This is a genomic window from Photorhabdus sp. RM96S (assembly GCF_042879335.1).
Classification (GTDB): Bacteria; Pseudomonadota; Gammaproteobacteria; order Enterobacterales; family Enterobacteriaceae; genus Photorhabdus; species Photorhabdus kayaii.
The window spans coordinates 12536-29074 of record NZ_JBHFKT010000012.1 but is presented as its reverse complement, the minus strand read 5'-3'; the positions used below and the strand labels follow the sequence as shown (position 1 = coordinate 29074).

15 protein-coding genes are annotated in these 16539 nt (G+C 42.0%); 4 read left to right on the top strand and 11 right to left on the bottom strand.

The features are described 5' to 3' along the window. The first annotated feature begins 82 nt into the window (after nucleotides 1-82). Nucleotides 83-286 carry a hypothetical protein gene (locus ACGF49_RS09325; RefSeq protein ID WP_146748063.1) on the top strand — a complete coding sequence of 68 codons (204 nt, stop codon included), beginning with the start codon at nucleotides 83-85 and terminating at the stop codon, nucleotides 284-286. Beyond that, complete coding sequence (gene fldB, locus ACGF49_RS09320) at nucleotides 207-725, top strand: flavodoxin FldB (protein ID WP_113041451.1); 519 nt, start codon at nucleotides 207-209, stop codon at nucleotides 723-725. Before ACGF49_RS09325 ends, fldB begins: the two co-directional genes overlap by 80 nt. A 21-nt stretch (nucleotides 726-746) precedes the next feature. Here fldB and ACGF49_RS09315 read toward each other — a convergent pair whose 3' ends face one another. Further along, a complete protein-coding gene (locus ACGF49_RS09315) occupies nucleotides 747-1163 on the bottom strand; it encodes a protein YgfX (RefSeq protein ID WP_113041452.1) in 417 nt (138 codons plus the stop codon). Then, nucleotides 1144-1410 carry an FAD assembly factor SdhE gene (gene sdhE / locus ACGF49_RS09310; RefSeq protein ID WP_112876720.1) on the bottom strand — a complete coding sequence of 89 codons (267 nt, stop codon included), beginning with the start codon at nucleotides 1408-1410 and terminating at the stop codon, nucleotides 1144-1146. Before sdhE ends, ACGF49_RS09315 begins: the two co-directional genes overlap by 20 nt. A gap of 177 nt (nucleotides 1411-1587) precedes the next feature. On the opposite strand from sdhE, the gene ygfZ reads away from it, so the two are divergent. Together ygfZ and ACGF49_RS09300 are read left to right on the top strand one after the other, a co-directional pair. Continuing rightward, nucleotides 1588-2577: a tRNA-modifying protein YgfZ gene (gene ygfZ, locus ACGF49_RS09305; RefSeq protein ID WP_113041453.1), complete on the top strand. Its 990-nt coding sequence runs from the start codon at nucleotides 1588-1590 to the stop codon at nucleotides 2575-2577. 14 nt (nucleotides 2578-2591) lie between these two features. Beyond that, the gene (locus ACGF49_RS09300) at nucleotides 2592-3197 is read left to right on the top strand and encodes an HD domain-containing protein (protein ID WP_228902483.1); all 606 of its coding nucleotides are present in this window, start codon (nucleotides 2592-2594) and stop codon (nucleotides 3195-3197) included. Nucleotides 3198-3327: 130 nt separating this feature from the next. Here ACGF49_RS09300 and ACGF49_RS09295 read toward each other — a convergent pair whose 3' ends face one another. The 9 genes from ACGF49_RS09295 to ACGF49_RS09255 all read right to left on the bottom strand — a co-directional run bounded on the left by ACGF49_RS09295 (nucleotide 3328) and on the right by ACGF49_RS09255 (nucleotide 16506). Beyond that, nucleotides 3328-4701 carry a hypothetical protein gene (locus ACGF49_RS09295; protein ID WP_158536506.1) on the bottom strand — a complete coding sequence of 458 codons (1374 nt, stop codon included), beginning with the start codon at nucleotides 4699-4701 and terminating at the stop codon, nucleotides 3328-3330. A 709-nt stretch (nucleotides 4702-5410) separates the two neighbouring features. Then, entirely contained in the window at nucleotides 5411-6736 is a 1326-nt protein-coding gene (locus ACGF49_RS09290; protein WP_113041457.1) for a collagen-like protein, read from the bottom strand. A gap of 972 nt (nucleotides 6737-7708) precedes the next feature. Beyond that, nucleotides 7709-9022 (bottom strand): hypothetical protein, encoded by a 1314-nt coding sequence (locus tag ACGF49_RS09285; RefSeq protein ID WP_113041458.1) that lies wholly within the window; start codon nucleotides 9020-9022, stop codon nucleotides 7709-7711. Between the two features lie 91 nt (nucleotides 9023-9113). Continuing rightward, nucleotides 9114-9260, bottom strand: a complete 147-nt coding sequence (locus tag ACGF49_RS09280) for a hypothetical protein (protein ID WP_158536507.1) — start codon at nucleotides 9258-9260, stop codon at nucleotides 9114-9116. A gap of 439 nt (nucleotides 9261-9699) precedes the next feature. Beyond that, on the bottom strand, nucleotides 9700-10995 hold the full coding sequence (locus ACGF49_RS09275) for a hypothetical protein (protein WP_262978367.1): 1296 nt from the start codon (nucleotides 10993-10995) through the stop codon (nucleotides 9700-9702). 661 nt (nucleotides 10996-11656) lie between these two features. Then, entirely contained in the window at nucleotides 11657-13189 is a 1533-nt protein-coding gene (locus ACGF49_RS09270; protein ID WP_113041460.1) for an MFS transporter, read from the bottom strand. 20 nt (nucleotides 13190-13209) lie between these two features. Further along, entirely contained in the window at nucleotides 13210-14097 is an 888-nt protein-coding gene (locus tag ACGF49_RS09265) for a prephenate dehydrogenase dimerization domain-containing protein (protein ID WP_113041461.1), read from the bottom strand. Further along, nucleotides 14094-16166, bottom strand: coding sequence for an aminodeoxychorismate synthase component I (gene pabB / locus ACGF49_RS09260; RefSeq protein ID WP_113041462.1), 2073 nt, complete (start codon nucleotides 16164-16166; stop codon nucleotides 14094-14096). The genes ACGF49_RS09265 and pabB overlap by 4 nt, the downstream gene beginning before the upstream one ends. Then, complete coding sequence (locus ACGF49_RS09255; protein WP_113041463.1) at nucleotides 16147-16506, bottom strand: chorismate mutase; 360 nt, start codon at nucleotides 16504-16506, stop codon at nucleotides 16147-16149. Before ACGF49_RS09255 ends, pabB begins: the two co-directional genes overlap by 20 nt. Nucleotides 16507-16539 lie beyond the last annotated feature (33 nt).

Genomic DNA, 16539 nt, shown 5'->3' with positions numbered 1-16539 from the left:
CTCTGCTGGCTATTATACCCTATGGATTTCAAGATGCATCGCGACGGCAAGGGAGCGAATCCCCGGGAGCATAGATAACGATGTGACCGGGGTGAGCGAGTGCAGCCAACAAAGAGGCAACTTGAAAGATGACGGGTATATGCCTGAAAAAGCCATTATTCTGTTACAATGCCAACCCAGATATTCAAAAACCATAATGATTAATGATGAAGATTGGTCTTTTTTACGGCTCCAGCACCTGCTACACCGAGATGGTAGCAGAGAAAATCCGCGATATCCTCGGTGAAGATTTGGTTGATCTCCACAATATCAAAGAGACAGCACCTGAATTAATGGAAGAGTACTCTGTACTGATTCTCGGCATCCCAACATGGGATTTTGGCGAATTGCAGGAAGATTGGCTGGTTATTTGGGATCAAATTCCTTCCCTCGATTTACAGGGGAAAATTGTCGCCATGTATGGTATGGGGGATCAAATTGATTATAGCGATTGGTTTCTTGACGCTCTCGGTATGCTATATCACCATTTACGCCCTTCAGGCGTGCATTTCATTGGCTTCTGGCCGACCGAAGGTTATGAATTTACCAGCCCGAAACCATTAACGGATAATGGCTCACAATTTGTCGGGCTGGCATTAGATGACGTAAACCAGTATGAACAAACTGATGATCGTTTATCGCAATGGTGTATGCAAATCCTGCAAGAAATGGAGCCTCTGCTTTAAGTCAGAAAAATTTCAGCTCAATCAGATATCAGGATATTGCAACAATAGTTGATTAATATGCCTCCATTCATCCTGTGACATACCATCGGATGCGACCCATAAACGGATTTTTTTCTGGTTATAAAAAGATTGAGCCGTAATTAATATGCCATAACGACACAGCCACGGTCGTCGGATAATTTGCCACTCATGCTTCTTCCATTGCAACTTATTATCACTGAGCAGAACTAAAAGCCCTTGTGATTTACGGATATTTTTCTGGCTACGCCCCCAACTGGCAATAATCAACAGTACTAAAGGAAGCCAGAAAATCCAGAAAATAGCATCATCCGCAGGCCACGGAGCAAGTAGTACGATAAGCGCTATTGCACCATGAACACAGGTAGAAATTAGCTGGGTATGCCAAGATACCCTGAGATCACATTTCCACAGGACCACGATCTTTATTTCTATTCTGAATAAGTTTAATCATACGAAATAACTCTTCATCTTCTGGACGCCCATGATTCATTAGCCAGTTGAACAGATCAGGATCAGCACATTCAAGTAAGTGAATAAAAAGTCGTTTATCATCATCGCTGAGTGAGTCATATTCATACTTAAAAAACGGCATAATTGAAATATCCAGTTCACGCATTCCACGCCGGCATGCCCAATGAATACGTGCTTTATTATCAATATCCATGTTCAAAAGATCCCCTTTTTAATTCTCATTGTTTGTTTTAACACCATTAGCCATATAAGTCGCCCGGCAAACTGATGCATCATGCCAGCTAATAGCAATAATAACTACTTGCATTATGCTTCAGCTCTTTTACCATTATGCATCATTGGCTCAAATATCTGACTGGCAGGATGTGTCATGGCTTATAAAACTCCGTTCTCTTCACAATCTCCATTGTCTTCATCAACCCTTCCCCTGACGTTAATATCACTGGATGACTGGGGACTGGTAACCGCAACTGGACCAGATACAGAAAAATATCTACAAGGTCAGGTTACAGCAGATATTTCCGCACTTGCAACGAATCAGCATGTGCTTAGTGCGCATTGTGACGCAAAAGGCAAAATGTGGAGTAATCTGCGCCTCTTCCATCGTGGTGAAAGCCTTGCTTATATTGCGCGTCGTAGTGTGCTGGAAAATCAGCTTACAGAACTGAAAAAATATGCCGCATTCTCTAAAATTACACTAGTTCAGGATGAAAACGCGGTACTGCTCGGTGTTGCAGGTAAAAACTGCCGGGAAGCATTAAGCAGCTTCTTCCCAACTCTGCCGGATGCTGATAACGCTGTCGTTGCACATGAAACTACAACTTTGCTCCACTTTACCTTGCCGTCTGAACGTTTCCTCTTGGTAACAAACACCGCAACCGCTGAGCAGTTAACAGAAAAACTTCAAGCTCAACTTAATAACAGCGAACAGTGGTTAGCTCTGGATATTGAAGCAGGCTTCCCAGTCATTGATGCCGCAAATAGCGCACAATTTATTCCCCAAGCAACTAACCTTCAGGCATTGACAGGAGGGATATGCTTTAAAAAAGGGTGTTATACCGGTCAGGAAATGGTAGCCCGTGCTAAATACCGCGGAGCAAATAAACGTGCCATGTACTGGCTGGCTGGCAATGCCGCCAAAACTCCTATGGCTGGAGATGATTTGGAATGGCAATTAGGAGATAAGTGGCGGAGAACGGGCACCGTTTTGGCTGCCGTTAAGCTGAATGAGAATAGTGTCTGGGTACAAGTCGTCATGAATAATGATATGGAAAGTCATAGTGTATTCCGTGTCCGTGACGATGAAGGGCATTCACTCACCATTCAGCCTCTGCCTTATTCTCTCGATGAAGAAAAATAATTAATGAGGTTTATATGTCGTTAGCAGTACCTACCGTTGATTTTGGCCCTTTTACGAATGTCATCAGTTTTTTGATGGAGTTGGATAAGCTGAAAAAAGTTCAGCGGAGAACTAAGTTATTGGATAACCATCGCCAGGAAAATTCAGCCGAACATAGTTGGCATTTTGCTATCGCCGCAATGAGTTTTGCTCCCTATGTAAAAGGGGTAGATATCCAGCGGGTTATTCAAATGGCATTAATTCACGATATTGTAGAAATTGATGCGGGTGATGTAATGGTTTACGATTTGGCAGCCCGTGAAGCCATTCATGAACAGGAAATCAAAGCCGCTGACCGTCTTTTTGGTTTACTCCCTGAACCACAGAAAAATCATTTTATGTCACTTTGGCAAGAGTATGAAGCAGAAGAAAGCCAAGACGCCCGCTTTGCTCTTACACTGGATAGACTAATGCCGATGCTAATGAATCTGTACAATAAAGGGCAGAGTTGGGTAGAAGATGGTATTCGTTTCGAGCAAGTAATTAACCGCAATAAATTCATTGCCGATGTCTATCCTGAATTATGGCAATATCTGCTGCCGCAATTGGAAACCGCACAGAAGAAAGGTTGGTTGAAATAACTCTTCTCGAAAATTTTACACTATAAGTTCAGTGCACAGATTAACCATACGGTGCACTGAGTTAACTACAGACTACAGTTGTTTTGATGAAAACCTTAGATTTCACCTCGATAATCTCACTATCCCTAATCTACTTGTTTCCAAACAGTTCTTTCTCAGAAAACGGCAATATATTTTGGCTCATCTCTCTCAATTTGCCGTTGACATATACCCGCCCATCCTTTCCTTCCCCACCTAACAATCCATTCTTACCCTTTTTACCCGCCTTTCCGGAACAAGCTACATCTTGACTTACGTCTCCACCCTTACCCTGTCTGACATTACCGAGACCACCATCACCGCCTTTCCCTGCATATCCTCCCTTACCGCCAGGTGCTCCCATGCCTGGTGCTGACTGACTAATAATGGATGGGTTACCAGTAGAATAGCTAAAATCTATGTCACCCCCATCTCCACTACAACCTCCATTACCCCCATCCCCTCCATCCCCGCCATCTCCTCCGCACCCGCCAATCGCAGGCTGACACGGTGTGCCAACAGTAACATAATGACTATAATCAGCAACATTACCATAAAAACTACCATACCCCCCATTACCTCCATTACCACCATTACCGCCACGACCACCATTCCCCCCCATGCCACCATCACTACCCGCCGACCACAACTCTATCTGCCCATCCACATTATCACATACGACAGTTAGTCTCGGCCCCTCTCCACCTGGTGCGCCACCCGATCCCTGCGCTCCCGAAGAACCTTTAATTCCATCAGTACCTGATGTAGGGGAAATTAGACAGGTATGTTTATTCTGACGACCAGGTGAACCATCAACGCCATCAGTTCCGCTATTTCCAGTTGCACCAGGAGCACCAATTTCTCCATCAAGCCCTTTACTGATAAAGTGCTGTGGACCGCTTCCAACCCCTTGAATGATATTCGCTTCAATCCTACCGTTGGTGTAGCAAATAATTTTGCCTTCCGGTTCAATGGTTATCTGGTTGTACACCAAGACAACCGGTTCACCAGCGTGTTCTTTATCTTTAATAATCAATGGATTACTGTTAGTAACAGTGATATTTTCGCCACTGAATACCGCAACTTTCATCGGAAAACGCTTAGCATTAAGCATTTCTTCATAATCTTTGACCAAAGCAGAATCACCATAGATATAGGCACGAAAGGCTTTGCACAAATCAATATGATTACCTGGGACATTTGCCAGTCGTTCAGCAGAAAATGGTTCAGGTAATGGATGATATGATTCCATTTTTCCAGGGCCATACCGACTATCAGGAACACCTCCGAGTAACTTCATCTCTTGTATGGTTTGTACCGTAAAAAATGCAGGTGGCACAGTAGACGTTTTCAGATCATTAGAAAATATTACCGGCCCGTCAAAATCCGAGGTCTTAAGTTGCTTTGGCTGTCGTTCCAGACCAAACGGATGATGATTCTGATGTAATATTGCCAAAGTTTCAGCAACTGTTCTTATTTTATCCATGAAAATTCTCCTGAGTTTAAATTTATACATTTAGAATAACTTCATATATCAATTATCCATCTGACCAAGTTCCAGAATCTCTATTGCTATCCCTACTGGTATGTCACCAAATTGAATTTTACCCCTGGCTAATCACCAGATTAGCCATAGCAAAAACATCGACTTTTTCTGGCAAGAAAATATAGGTTCTTCAACAATAGGCATGCCAGAAAAATAATTCCGATGAGAATTAATTATGTAAGTATTTATTCACTTTACAGAAAAAAATTAGATGCAACATTTAAATTACGCAATTTAAAATACTAATGTAAATTCTCACTTTTTCCATTAATTATGGAGAGTTTTTCTGTGATACATCACGATCTTTCAATAGGTACTTATTAAAAATTTCAATTTTACATTTATCTCATGAGGTATTATTATAAAATACAAATAAAAAAATAAATAGGATTGTATTTTTCAAAAATTACCACAAGATAGAAACCTATAGATAATATTGAATAATAAAATCATGAACATAATATACATTTAAGCGTAAAAAAATAATTTTTCTTTACTAGAAGAATATTTTTTTACAAGGTCTAAACCAAATCGTTGCACTATTATAGTAGTCAATCTCACTATCCAATAAGCTAATGCAATACAGGCGAAACCCCGAACTCACTCATTGCCAAATAATTTGTGTTTAGGAAACAAAAATAAACTTTTTTTAATGGCAATCTTGCAACTTGCCGTTAACATATATCTGGCCCACATTTCCTGTTTGCTCTCCTGGCTCTCCTGGCCCTCCATCAATACCCGCCCGACCAAACTCTCCGGTAAGACTCAACGCATTACCTCCATTCCCAATATTAACCCATGAGGAACCACCATCACCGCCTTTCCCTCTCTTTCCGGGCATACCGCCAACTCCCGCAAAACCTAGTGATGCCAAACACTTAATGTGTGGATTGCCTTCGGAATAGCTAAAATAGATGTTCCCTCCATCTCCGCTACGACCTCCATTACCCCCATGTCCTCCATCGCCTCCATTGCCTCCGTTCCCTGCACGCCCAGACTGCTGACATAATGATCCAGTAGTAATATGACGATGATTATAGTCCATAGAATTAACATAACTACCATAACCCCCGTCTCCCCCCTTACCACCAGAGCCACCATGACCGCCATCACCACCATGACCACCATTACCCCCCGCCGACCACAAAGTTACTGTTCCACTCACGTAAGGGCACGCGATAGTGAGTTTCTCCCCCGTTTTACCGGGTTCGCCATCCGATCCATGCGCTCCCGAAGAACCTTTAGTTCCATTAGATCCTGATGAAGGGTTAACTACACAGCTATGTTTATTCTGAAGACCAGGATTACCCTTAGCGCCATCAGCTCCATTGTTTCCATCTGTACCAGTAACACCATGTTTTCCATCTTCCCCTGTACTGGTAAAGTGATATGAGCTCCCTTGAATAACATTCGCTTCAATCCTACCGTTGGTGTAACAAATAACTTTGCCTTCTGGTTCAATGGTTATCTTGTTGTACACCAAGACAACCGGTTCACCATAGCTATCTTTATCTCTAATAATCAACGGATTATCTTCGCTTATAGTGATCTCGTCTCCACTGTAGAACGCAACTTTTATCGGAAAACGCTTAGCATTAAGTATTTCTTCATAATCTTTGACCAAAGCAGAATCACCATAGATATAGGCACTAAAGGCTTTGCACAAATCAATATGATTACCCGGGACATTTGCCAGTCGTTCAGCAGAAAATGGTTCAGGCAACGGATGATGGGGTTCCATTTTTCCAGGGCCATACTGACTGTCAGGTATACCTCCGAGCGCTTTCAACTCTTGTATAGTTTGTACTGTAAAAAATGCCGGCGGCACAGTAGCGGTTTTCAGATCGTTAGAAAATATTACCGGCCCGTCAAAGTCCGAAGTCTTAAGTTGTTTTGGCTGTCGTTCCAGACCAAATGGATGATGATTCTGATGTAATATTGCCAACGTCTCAGCAACCGTTCTTATTTTATTCATAAGAATTCTCCCAAATTTAAATTTATGCATTTAGAATAACTTTATATATCAATTATCCATCTAACCAAGTTCCAAAATCTCTATTGCTATCCCTACCGGTTATGTCACTATACCCGTCATCATTCAAGTTGCCTCTTTGTTGGCTGCACTCGCTCACCCCGGTCACATCGTTATCTATGCTCCCGGGGATTCACTCCCTTGCCGTCGCGATCCATCTTGAAATCCATAGGGTATAAATTGCTAATAGTCAAAATTTTGCCTCTGGCTAATCACCAAATTAGCCATAACGAAAGCACCGATTTTTTCTGGCAAAATATACAGCTACTTCAACAACAGGTAGGCCAGAAAGATAATTCCAACGAGAATTAATTAGGTAAATATTTATTCACTTTACAGAAAGCAATTAAATACGACATTGAAATTACACAATTTAAAATATTAATGTAAATTCTCATTTTTTTCATTAATTATGGAAAATATTTCTGTGATACGTCACTACCTTTTAATAGATACTAATTTCAATTTTATACTTATCTCATGAGGTATTATTATAAAATACAAATAAAAACAATAAGTATAATTGTATTTTCAAAAATTACCATAAGATATATACCCATAGATATTATTGAATAATAAAATTATTAATATAATTTAAATCAAAAGTAGAAAATAATTCTCTTTACAAGAAGAGGATTTTTCCACGAATAAACTCAACCTTTAAATACGCTACATTCTTGACCATCACGAGTTGTGTCGTGAAGACGTTCAAGTTTGATTTTTTGTTCTGATGTAATAAATATTTTCATGGCGAGAATAATGATCTCCATTTCGGATAAAATCAAGCATCTTCAATGATTACGGGTATACAATTAAATATTGCTGGCACAGAAAAATAAGACCGCCAATTATGCAGGCTGGATTCAACTAATAAGTGAATTTTTCAGGAAAGGCGGTCAGTTGCTATACTTCAGCTTATTTATAGTCTTCAAGCCAGTCTAAAGTCTGATTATCACTATGCTGCCGTGCATTACCGTTAACATATATCTTGCCAGAAGTCCCAGCGTTGCCGGATATCCCATCATTACCCGCTTCACCAGATACTCCGGGATGACCATTAGTATTTAATCCTCTACTATTAACACCACCTACCCCACCTGCTCCGCCTATTCCTCCCTTACCACCGCCCCCTCCATTACCGCCATCACCTCTATATGACAGAGCATTAATTACTGGCTGACCCTGAGTGAAATTAATATATATGTTACCACTGTCCCCACCGTTACCCCCATTACCGCCATCCCCTCCATTACCGCCATCCCCTCCCCTTCCTCCATATCCCGCACTACATTTGTTTGTTGCAGCTCCTCCATTTCCACCATTCCCGCCATTCCCGCCATTACCGCCATATCCACCCTTTCCACCCTTACCACCTATCGATGCCGCATTGACTACTCCAGTAAAAATGTCAACATTAATAATTACGTCATTTGCACTGCCACCTCTTTTGCCATCCATCCCTTGTGCTCCCGAAGAACCGCCAGTTGCATCAGTACCTGGTGTGGATTTAACAGAGCAACCATGTTTATTCTCTGAACCAATATTACCATTGCTGCCATTAACCCCATTACTTCCCTGCTCACCCTCAAAACCATCGTCTCCATCAGTGCCTTTACTGATAATGCTCTGCTTTTTATCATTATTGCTGTTCCCTACAACAGTATTAGCTTCGATCTTACCATTAGTGCGGTAAATAATTTGACCTCCCGGTTCAATGATTATCTGGTCATATACCAAGACAACGGGTTCGCCATAATCATCTTTATCTTCAACAAGCAATGGTGCATCTGCGGTAACAGTGATTCTTTCGCCAACGTATAACGCAACCTTTATCGGGAAACGCTTAGCATTAAGCATTTCCTCATAATCTTTGACTAAAGCAGAATTACTATACATATAGGCCCTAAAAGCTTTACACAAATCAATATGATAACCCGTGACATTTGCCAGTCGTTCAGCAGAAAATGGTTCAGGTAACGGATGATGAGGCTCCATTTTGCCAGGGCCATACTCACTGTCAGGTACACCGCCGAGTGCCTTCAACTCTTGTATGGTTTGTACCGTAAAAAACGCAGGTGGCACAGTCGCTGTCTTCGGATCGTTAGAAAATATGACCTTGCCGTCAAAATCCGAGGTCTTAAGTTGCTTTGGCTGCCGTTCTACACCGATCAGATGATGATTCTGATGTAATATTGCCAAAGTTTCAGCAACCGTTCTTATTTTATCCATAGATATTTTCTCCAGAGTTTAAATTTATACATTTATACCCGTCATCTTTCAAATTGCCTCTTTGTTGGCTGCACTCACCCCGGTCACATCGTTATCTATACCCGTCATCTTTCAAGTTACCTCTTTGTTGGCTGCACTCACTCACCCCAGTCACATAGTTATCTATGCTCCCGGGGATTCGCTCCCTTGCCGCCGCGATGCATCTTGAAATCCATAGGGTATATACGCATTTCAACAACGGGTATGCCAGAAAAATAATTTCTATAAGAATCAATTAGGCAAGTATTTATCCACGTTACAGAAAGCGATTGAATGCGATATTTAAATGACACAATTTAAAATATTAATGTAATTTCCCAATTTTTTCATTAATTAAAGAGAATATTTCTGTGATACATCACGACCTTTTAATACGTGCTGACTAAATGCTTCAATTTTATATTTGTCTCATTAGGTATTATTAGGAAATACAAATAAAAGATAATAATCATGATTATATTCTTCAAAAATCACATTGAGCAACAGACACTATTGCCATGCCGATAACAATCGCCATTAATTTACCCAGGAACCAATGCAAAATCGGCTTCATACTCAGCACACTTGTAAAACCTGAGTGGCAAAAAACGAAGCCAACCAGCAAGGCCGTCGTTCAAACCCGTCTGATTGCGGTACCACTAGCGATTAAGTTTCCGAGCAGATTCCCGTTCATGACCGTTGACATATATCTTACCGGTGTTACCGTCATCTCCAAATTCTCCGTTAAGACCATCTTTACCATAGGCTCCCTGAAAACCATGTATACCGAGTACTCTGGTACTATTTCCAGGTTCACCCCCTATTCCTCCCCAACCGCCCTTCCCACCTTCCCCACCAAGACCATTAATTGACACAACCTGAAGTACTGGATTACCGTCAGAGTAATTAATATATATGTTACCACTGTCCCCACCTTTACCCCCCCTGCCTCCATTCCCTCCATTCCCTCCATCTCCTCCATTTCCTGCCTCCCCAGCAGGACACCACTTGATTGTTCCATTGCCCCAATTACCTCCATTACCCCCATTACCCCCACGCCCCCCAAGACCGCCTCTTCCACCGTTACCACCGTTACCACCTATCGTTGCCGCATTTACTGTTCCAGTAAGAGATTGACTAGTAGTAATAGTCAGGTCATTCGCATTTCCAGCCGCTGCACCATCCCCCCCTAATCCTCCGACAGAACCGCTGGCTCCATCAGTACCTGATGTGGCGCTAATTAAGCAGCCATTTTTACTATCTTTACCATCTTTACCATCACTGCCATTAGCCCCTTGATTTCCTGGAGCACCATCAAGACCATCGGCACCATTACTGCCTCTATTGACAACATTCTCCTTTCCAGTATTTTCATTCCCTACAATAGTGTTAGCTTCGATTCGACCATTAGTGCGGTAAATAATTTGACCTCCCGGTTCAATGATTATCTGCTCATACACCAAGACAACCGGCTCACCATAATCATCTTTATCTTCAACAACCAATGGATTATCGGAGGAGATAGTCATTTTCTCGCCACTGTATAACGCAACCTTCATCGGGAAGCGCTTAGCATTAAGCATTTCTTCATAATCTTTGACTAAAGCAGAATCACTATAGATATAGGCCCTAAAAGCTTTGCACAGATCAATATGATTACCAGAAACATTTGCCAGTCGTTCAGCAGAAAACGGCTCCGGTAACGGATGATGGGGTTTCATTTTGCCAGGACCGTACTCACTGTCAAGTACACCGCCGAGCGCCTTCAACTCTTGTATGGTTTGTACCGTAAAAAATGCCGGTGGCACAGTCGCTGTTTCTGGATCGTTGGAGAATATTACCTTACCGTCAAAATCCGAGGTCTTTAGTTGCTTTGGCTGCCGTTCTACACCAATCAGATGATGATTCTGATGTAATATTGCCAACGTCTCAGTAACCGTTCTTATTTTATCCATAGATATTCTCCAGAATTTAAATTTATACATTTAGGATAATTTTATATATCAGTTGTTAATTTAACCAAGCTCCAAAGTATCAACTGCTATCACTACCGATTGTGACACTAAATTGCTAATAGCCAGAATATTGCCCCTGGCTAATTACCAGACTAGCCATAGCAGAGACATCGATTTTTTCTGGCAAAAGATATAAGCGATTCAGCAACGGATATGCCAGAAAAATAATTCCTGTGAGAATCAATTAGGCAAATATTTATTCACTTTACAGAAAGCAATTAAATACGACATTGAAATGACACAATTTAAAATATTAATGTAAATTCTCATTTTTTCCATTAATTATGGAAATATTTCTGTGATACGTCACTACCTTTTAATAGATACTAATTTTATACTTATCTCATGAGGTATTATTAGAAAATACAAATAAAAACAATAAGTATAATTGTATTTTCAAAAGTCACCATAAGATATAAATCCATAGATATTATTGAATAATGAAATTATGAATATAATTTAAAAGTAGAAAATAACTCTCTTTACAATAAGAAGATTTCTTACAAATAAACGCTTAAATGACCGATAAAAAAACCTAATGAAACAGGCAATAATTATCACGATGCAGTGCAGCCATTTCCAATGGCTGCACGTCAAACTATCAATACTCAAGCACCTGTTCTTTCTGCGGAGCTTTCAGCAAACGCCAAGCGAGCAATACCACTCCTGCGGTTAATACCACTGTCATCCAGCTCATCATATGAATAGCGCTGGTGAATGATTCCGCCGCCGCTGTCATCAGCTTCTGCCCCTCTGATTCAGCTAATGAATTCGCTACAACGTAAGCTCCCGCTAAAGTCTCTAAAGCTAATCCCGTCTGTTCCTGAGAGATCTCATTTGGTAATTGCAATGTCATACGATAGAAAGCAGTGACCAATCCCCCCAGAATAGTCGTGCCAAGTACAACACCCACTTCATAAGCAGTTTCGCTTATTGATGATGCCGCTCCTGCTTTAGAGGAGGGTACTGACGAAAGTACCAAATCGTTAGACACCGAAGCAATTGCTCCCACACTAATATCTAATAATGCGAAAGCAACAATCAGAGTGACTAAATCACTGCCGATACTCGCTACCAGAAGAAATGCAATACCTGCAACACTCAGCAAAATTGGCACCAGATAATGAGCAGGCACCCGTTGAGCAATAGGCACTATCGCCATACCCATAACAATTGCCATTATTTGTCCGGGAACCAATGCCAGGCTAGCCAAAATCGGCTCCATACCGAGTACAATTTGCAAGACCTGTGTGGCAAAAAAGACAAAACCAACCAGCAATGCCAAACTCAGTAAGTTAACAATAATCGAACCAGTGAACATACCATTGCGGAACAGGGAAAGATCCATCAACGGCACAGGCAGATGCTGTTGTCGGCGAACAAATAGTACGCCAGCAATAAGGCCAACCGACAGTTCGAGTATTACACTGATTTCAAACCCATCACTAGCAAGGTGTTTAATCGCGTAAACAATACCAACCATAGCAACGATCGATAACAGAACGCTATACACATCGATAATGCCCGTCTGTTTTTTATCGGACTCTGGCAATAACATCGGTCCGAAGATCAACAATGGCACTAATACCGGTACTGCCAATAGAAAAATTGAACTCCAATCGAAGAATTGTAATAGAACACCACCCACTACAGGACCTACGGCCGAACCAATAGTTAATGTTGTCGCCCAGATAGCAACAGCCAATCGACGCTGTTCACGATCCTCAAAAAGAACGCTGATCAAAGCCAAAGTTGAAGGCATCAGCATCGCACCAAAAAATCCAAGTACGGCTCGCCCTAAAATCAATTGCTCAGGTGAAGTTGACAGTGCCGTGAACACCGAAATAACCGTGAATCCCAAAGATCCAAATAACAGTAATGAACGATGACCAACACGATCACCAATACTTCCCATTGATACCAGCAAACCTGCCAATGCCAATGAATAAGCATCAATTATCCATAATTGCTGGCTTGCACTCGGTCCCAGAGCTTCAGCTATTTTTGGTAAAGCAAAACTTAAGATCGTATTGTCCACAGTCACTAGCAATACTGGTAACATCAATATCAGTAATCCCAGCCAATTTCTGAGTCCTGCCCGCCCGTTAGCCTCAGCAACTCTATTTAACGACATCCCCTCAACTCCTTTCCATATCATTCAAGCGTTGAAAAAATATGCTGGCAATCAGCAGCACTGATATCAAGCTGTTCCCCCAGTTGTTGCGCAATATCTCTGAGGTTATAACCAAATTCAGTTTGATCGCCAACCTGTACTATCGAATCTAACTGTTGTATGGCATGTAGCAACTCCCGACGCGGTTCGGCAGCCATCGGATTTTCATATTGAACGTCCCAGTACACTTCTATTGGATTGCGTAAGATCCTTGATAATAACGCCAACATTGTACGCATGGGCGGTGGCGCAATAGTTGCCAAGGTACGAATATCTAACGGACTTTTCGCCAACACCAAGCCAAAAATCAGTATCGCGGCATGGGGCAAAGCCTGACAAAGCGCCATAACCCGATCGTGTTCCTCCGGCATCATCCTACTGATACGCATATCAGCCTGCATCAATACCTGCTCAATCCAATGTTCACTAACATGACAGTTATCGAGAATGACTGCAACTGGCCTTTTTTGCTCCGGCAAAGATGGCGAGAACATCGGGTTAACACCCATGAAAGGCTGCCCGGGAGCGGCAGTTCTTAATACAGAATAGAAAGGGGCCTGAACTGAACAGGTTGACACGATCTGTACATCATCACCAATAGCAGATAACACCCAAGGCAACGCTTGTATGGCAACCGCTTCCGGTAAGGCAAAGACTACCGCCTTTGCCCCACTAAAAACCGCTTCAGCATCAACAGCCGGATTTAAGATATCAATCTGATAATAATGAGAATGATCGTGATGAGAACGCACTCCCTGCGTTCGTTTGTCAACACTGTATACAATGTGACCACAGCGAGTAAAAAGGCGCTCTAATAAAGAACCAATAGCACCTTGCCCACCAAGAATGACCACTTTATGGTTACTCACACATTTCCTCCGCCAATATGGCTAAAACTGAAATATGGCACGCTAGCTTTGACCAATGTCTCTTCAAATTCGCCATAAGGATCAGAGTGAGCAACAATTGCACCCCCAATGCCAAATTCAGCACACTCTTGATGTAACACAGCCGTACGTATCACAATGCTCAATTCCACTTCACCGCTGAAAGACAACCATCCAAGCGCGCCGGAATAAACACCACGTGCCGATGACTCCAACGTGTCAATAATCTCCATCGTGCGCTTCTTCGGCGCTCCGGTCATTGATCCTCCAGGAAAACATGCCCGGATAGCTTCCATCGATGACGTTTCTTCACATAACTCACCACGTATGGTTGAAACCAATTGATGTACAGAAGAGAAACTCTCAACTTTAAATAATTCAGGTACATGCACACTGCCTGGACGACATACCTGATTAAGATCATGGCGCACCAAGTCCACTATCATCAGATTTTCTGCTCTGTCCTTAGTGGACTGACTCAATTCCATCCGCAAACACTGATCATCCGCTGCCGTTTTTCCTCGTGGCCGGGTCCCCTTAATCGGCCTGGATTCAATATTTCTGGCCTCATCAATACGTAAAAACGTTTCTGGTGATGCGCTGAGTACAAAAAAATCTCCACAGGCTAAATAAGCGCCATAAGGTACAGGGCTGGCATGACGCATACGCCGATAAGCGTCCAATGGATGCCCTGAATAAGTCATCTTTGCCCTATTCGTCAGACAGATTTCATAGGACTCACCATCTGTGATGTATTGGAGTGATTTATGGATTCTATCCATATACTTCTCAGCGCCATATTCCAGACAAATTTTATTCTGATCGATAGCTCCGGGAATAAAATCAGGTATCACTTCACCGGTATTTTTTGCAATGGTCACTAAAAGTTCCGGTGACCAATTATGTGGCTGCCCTATCGGTGTGATAAAACATTCATAAAGTTTATTCTGCTGATGATCGAAGACAAAAAAATGCGGAGTAAATATTAAGCTGGCATCAGGATATTCTGAGCAGTATTTGTTGCTGCCAATTGTCAGCGCCTTTAATTCATATCCTAAATAGCCAACAAATCCGCCTTTAAATACAAATGGCATCGATTTTGGTGTCAAAATTTCCACCCTATCAAGCAACTCAGACATCTGTGAGAAAAAATCTCCCTGAATAACCCTCTCGCCATCAGGACCGGTTAAACGCAAACTCTCCGTCTGTACACAGTATTCAAGCCTGATAGCGCCCTGTTCATTACCGCTTCCAATAATTGAGAAGCGGGCATTGGGTCTATCAGAATTTTCACTATCAAGCCAGAAAGCATGTGTATCATTGCCATAGCGTTGAATGAACAAGGATTCAGGATCGACTATCTCCTTACACTCCCGATAATTCAGGTTAAGATATTGTCTTCCACCTACTGCAAGATAGGCATCATTGATATCAGTACATATATTCTGAGCGGTAACTTCCTGTTCGTTATTCTCTTTATACGTCTCCGCTATCCGCACGAAATTACTAAGTAGCTCACGCCCATATTCAGAATCAATCGATTCAGGATGAAATTGAACCCCCCAGATTGGCCTTTCAGTGTGCTCAATTGCCATGATTAAGCCATCATCAGTCCAGGCAGTACATTTTAGACTGTCAGGCAACCGGGTACATACCAACGAGTGATATCTGACCACTTCAAACTGTTCAGGCAAACCAAGGAATAATCCTTCTCCGGTGTTCCTGATACGACTGCGATAGCCATGTACCGGATTGGGGGCATGTTCTACAAAGCCGCCAAATGCCAGGCAAATACCCTGATGACCGAGGCAAATACCTAACAGTGGCACTTTGGCACGTGCAATAACCTCAGCACAGACCCCAAAATCACTGCTTTCAGCCGGATGTCCTGGCCCTGGAGAAAGGACTACCGCATCATATTCGTCTATCGTTAACTCTTCATAAGTCAAAGAATTGGTGACTACGGATGGCACACTGCCCGTTACTTCATACAGATATTGAGCAATGTTTTGCGTAAAGGAATCATAATTATCAATGAGCAGTATTTTCATTATTTTTTACTTTCTCGTGTAATAACTGGTCAATCAGCTCTTCTTCTCGACGGCAAGTCTCTTCGATAACTAGTTGAAATATTGATTCAATATATTCAGGCCGTAACCCAAAATCTGTTGATTTATCCCGCAACATATTCAATAACGAGGTAATACGTTGTGGCTGCATCATCGGAATATCCTGTTCCGCTTTTATCTCAGCGATTTTCATGCAAACTTTCATACGTTCAGAAAGCAGTGCCAAAATCTGCATATTAATAACATCCAGAGATTCCCTGTAAGGTTGTAATATGTCCTGTTTATTTATTATTGCTTGAGTCATATGTTTGATCTTCGTCACTGATTTATTTCATTTATCGGTAAGCTGGTGTCA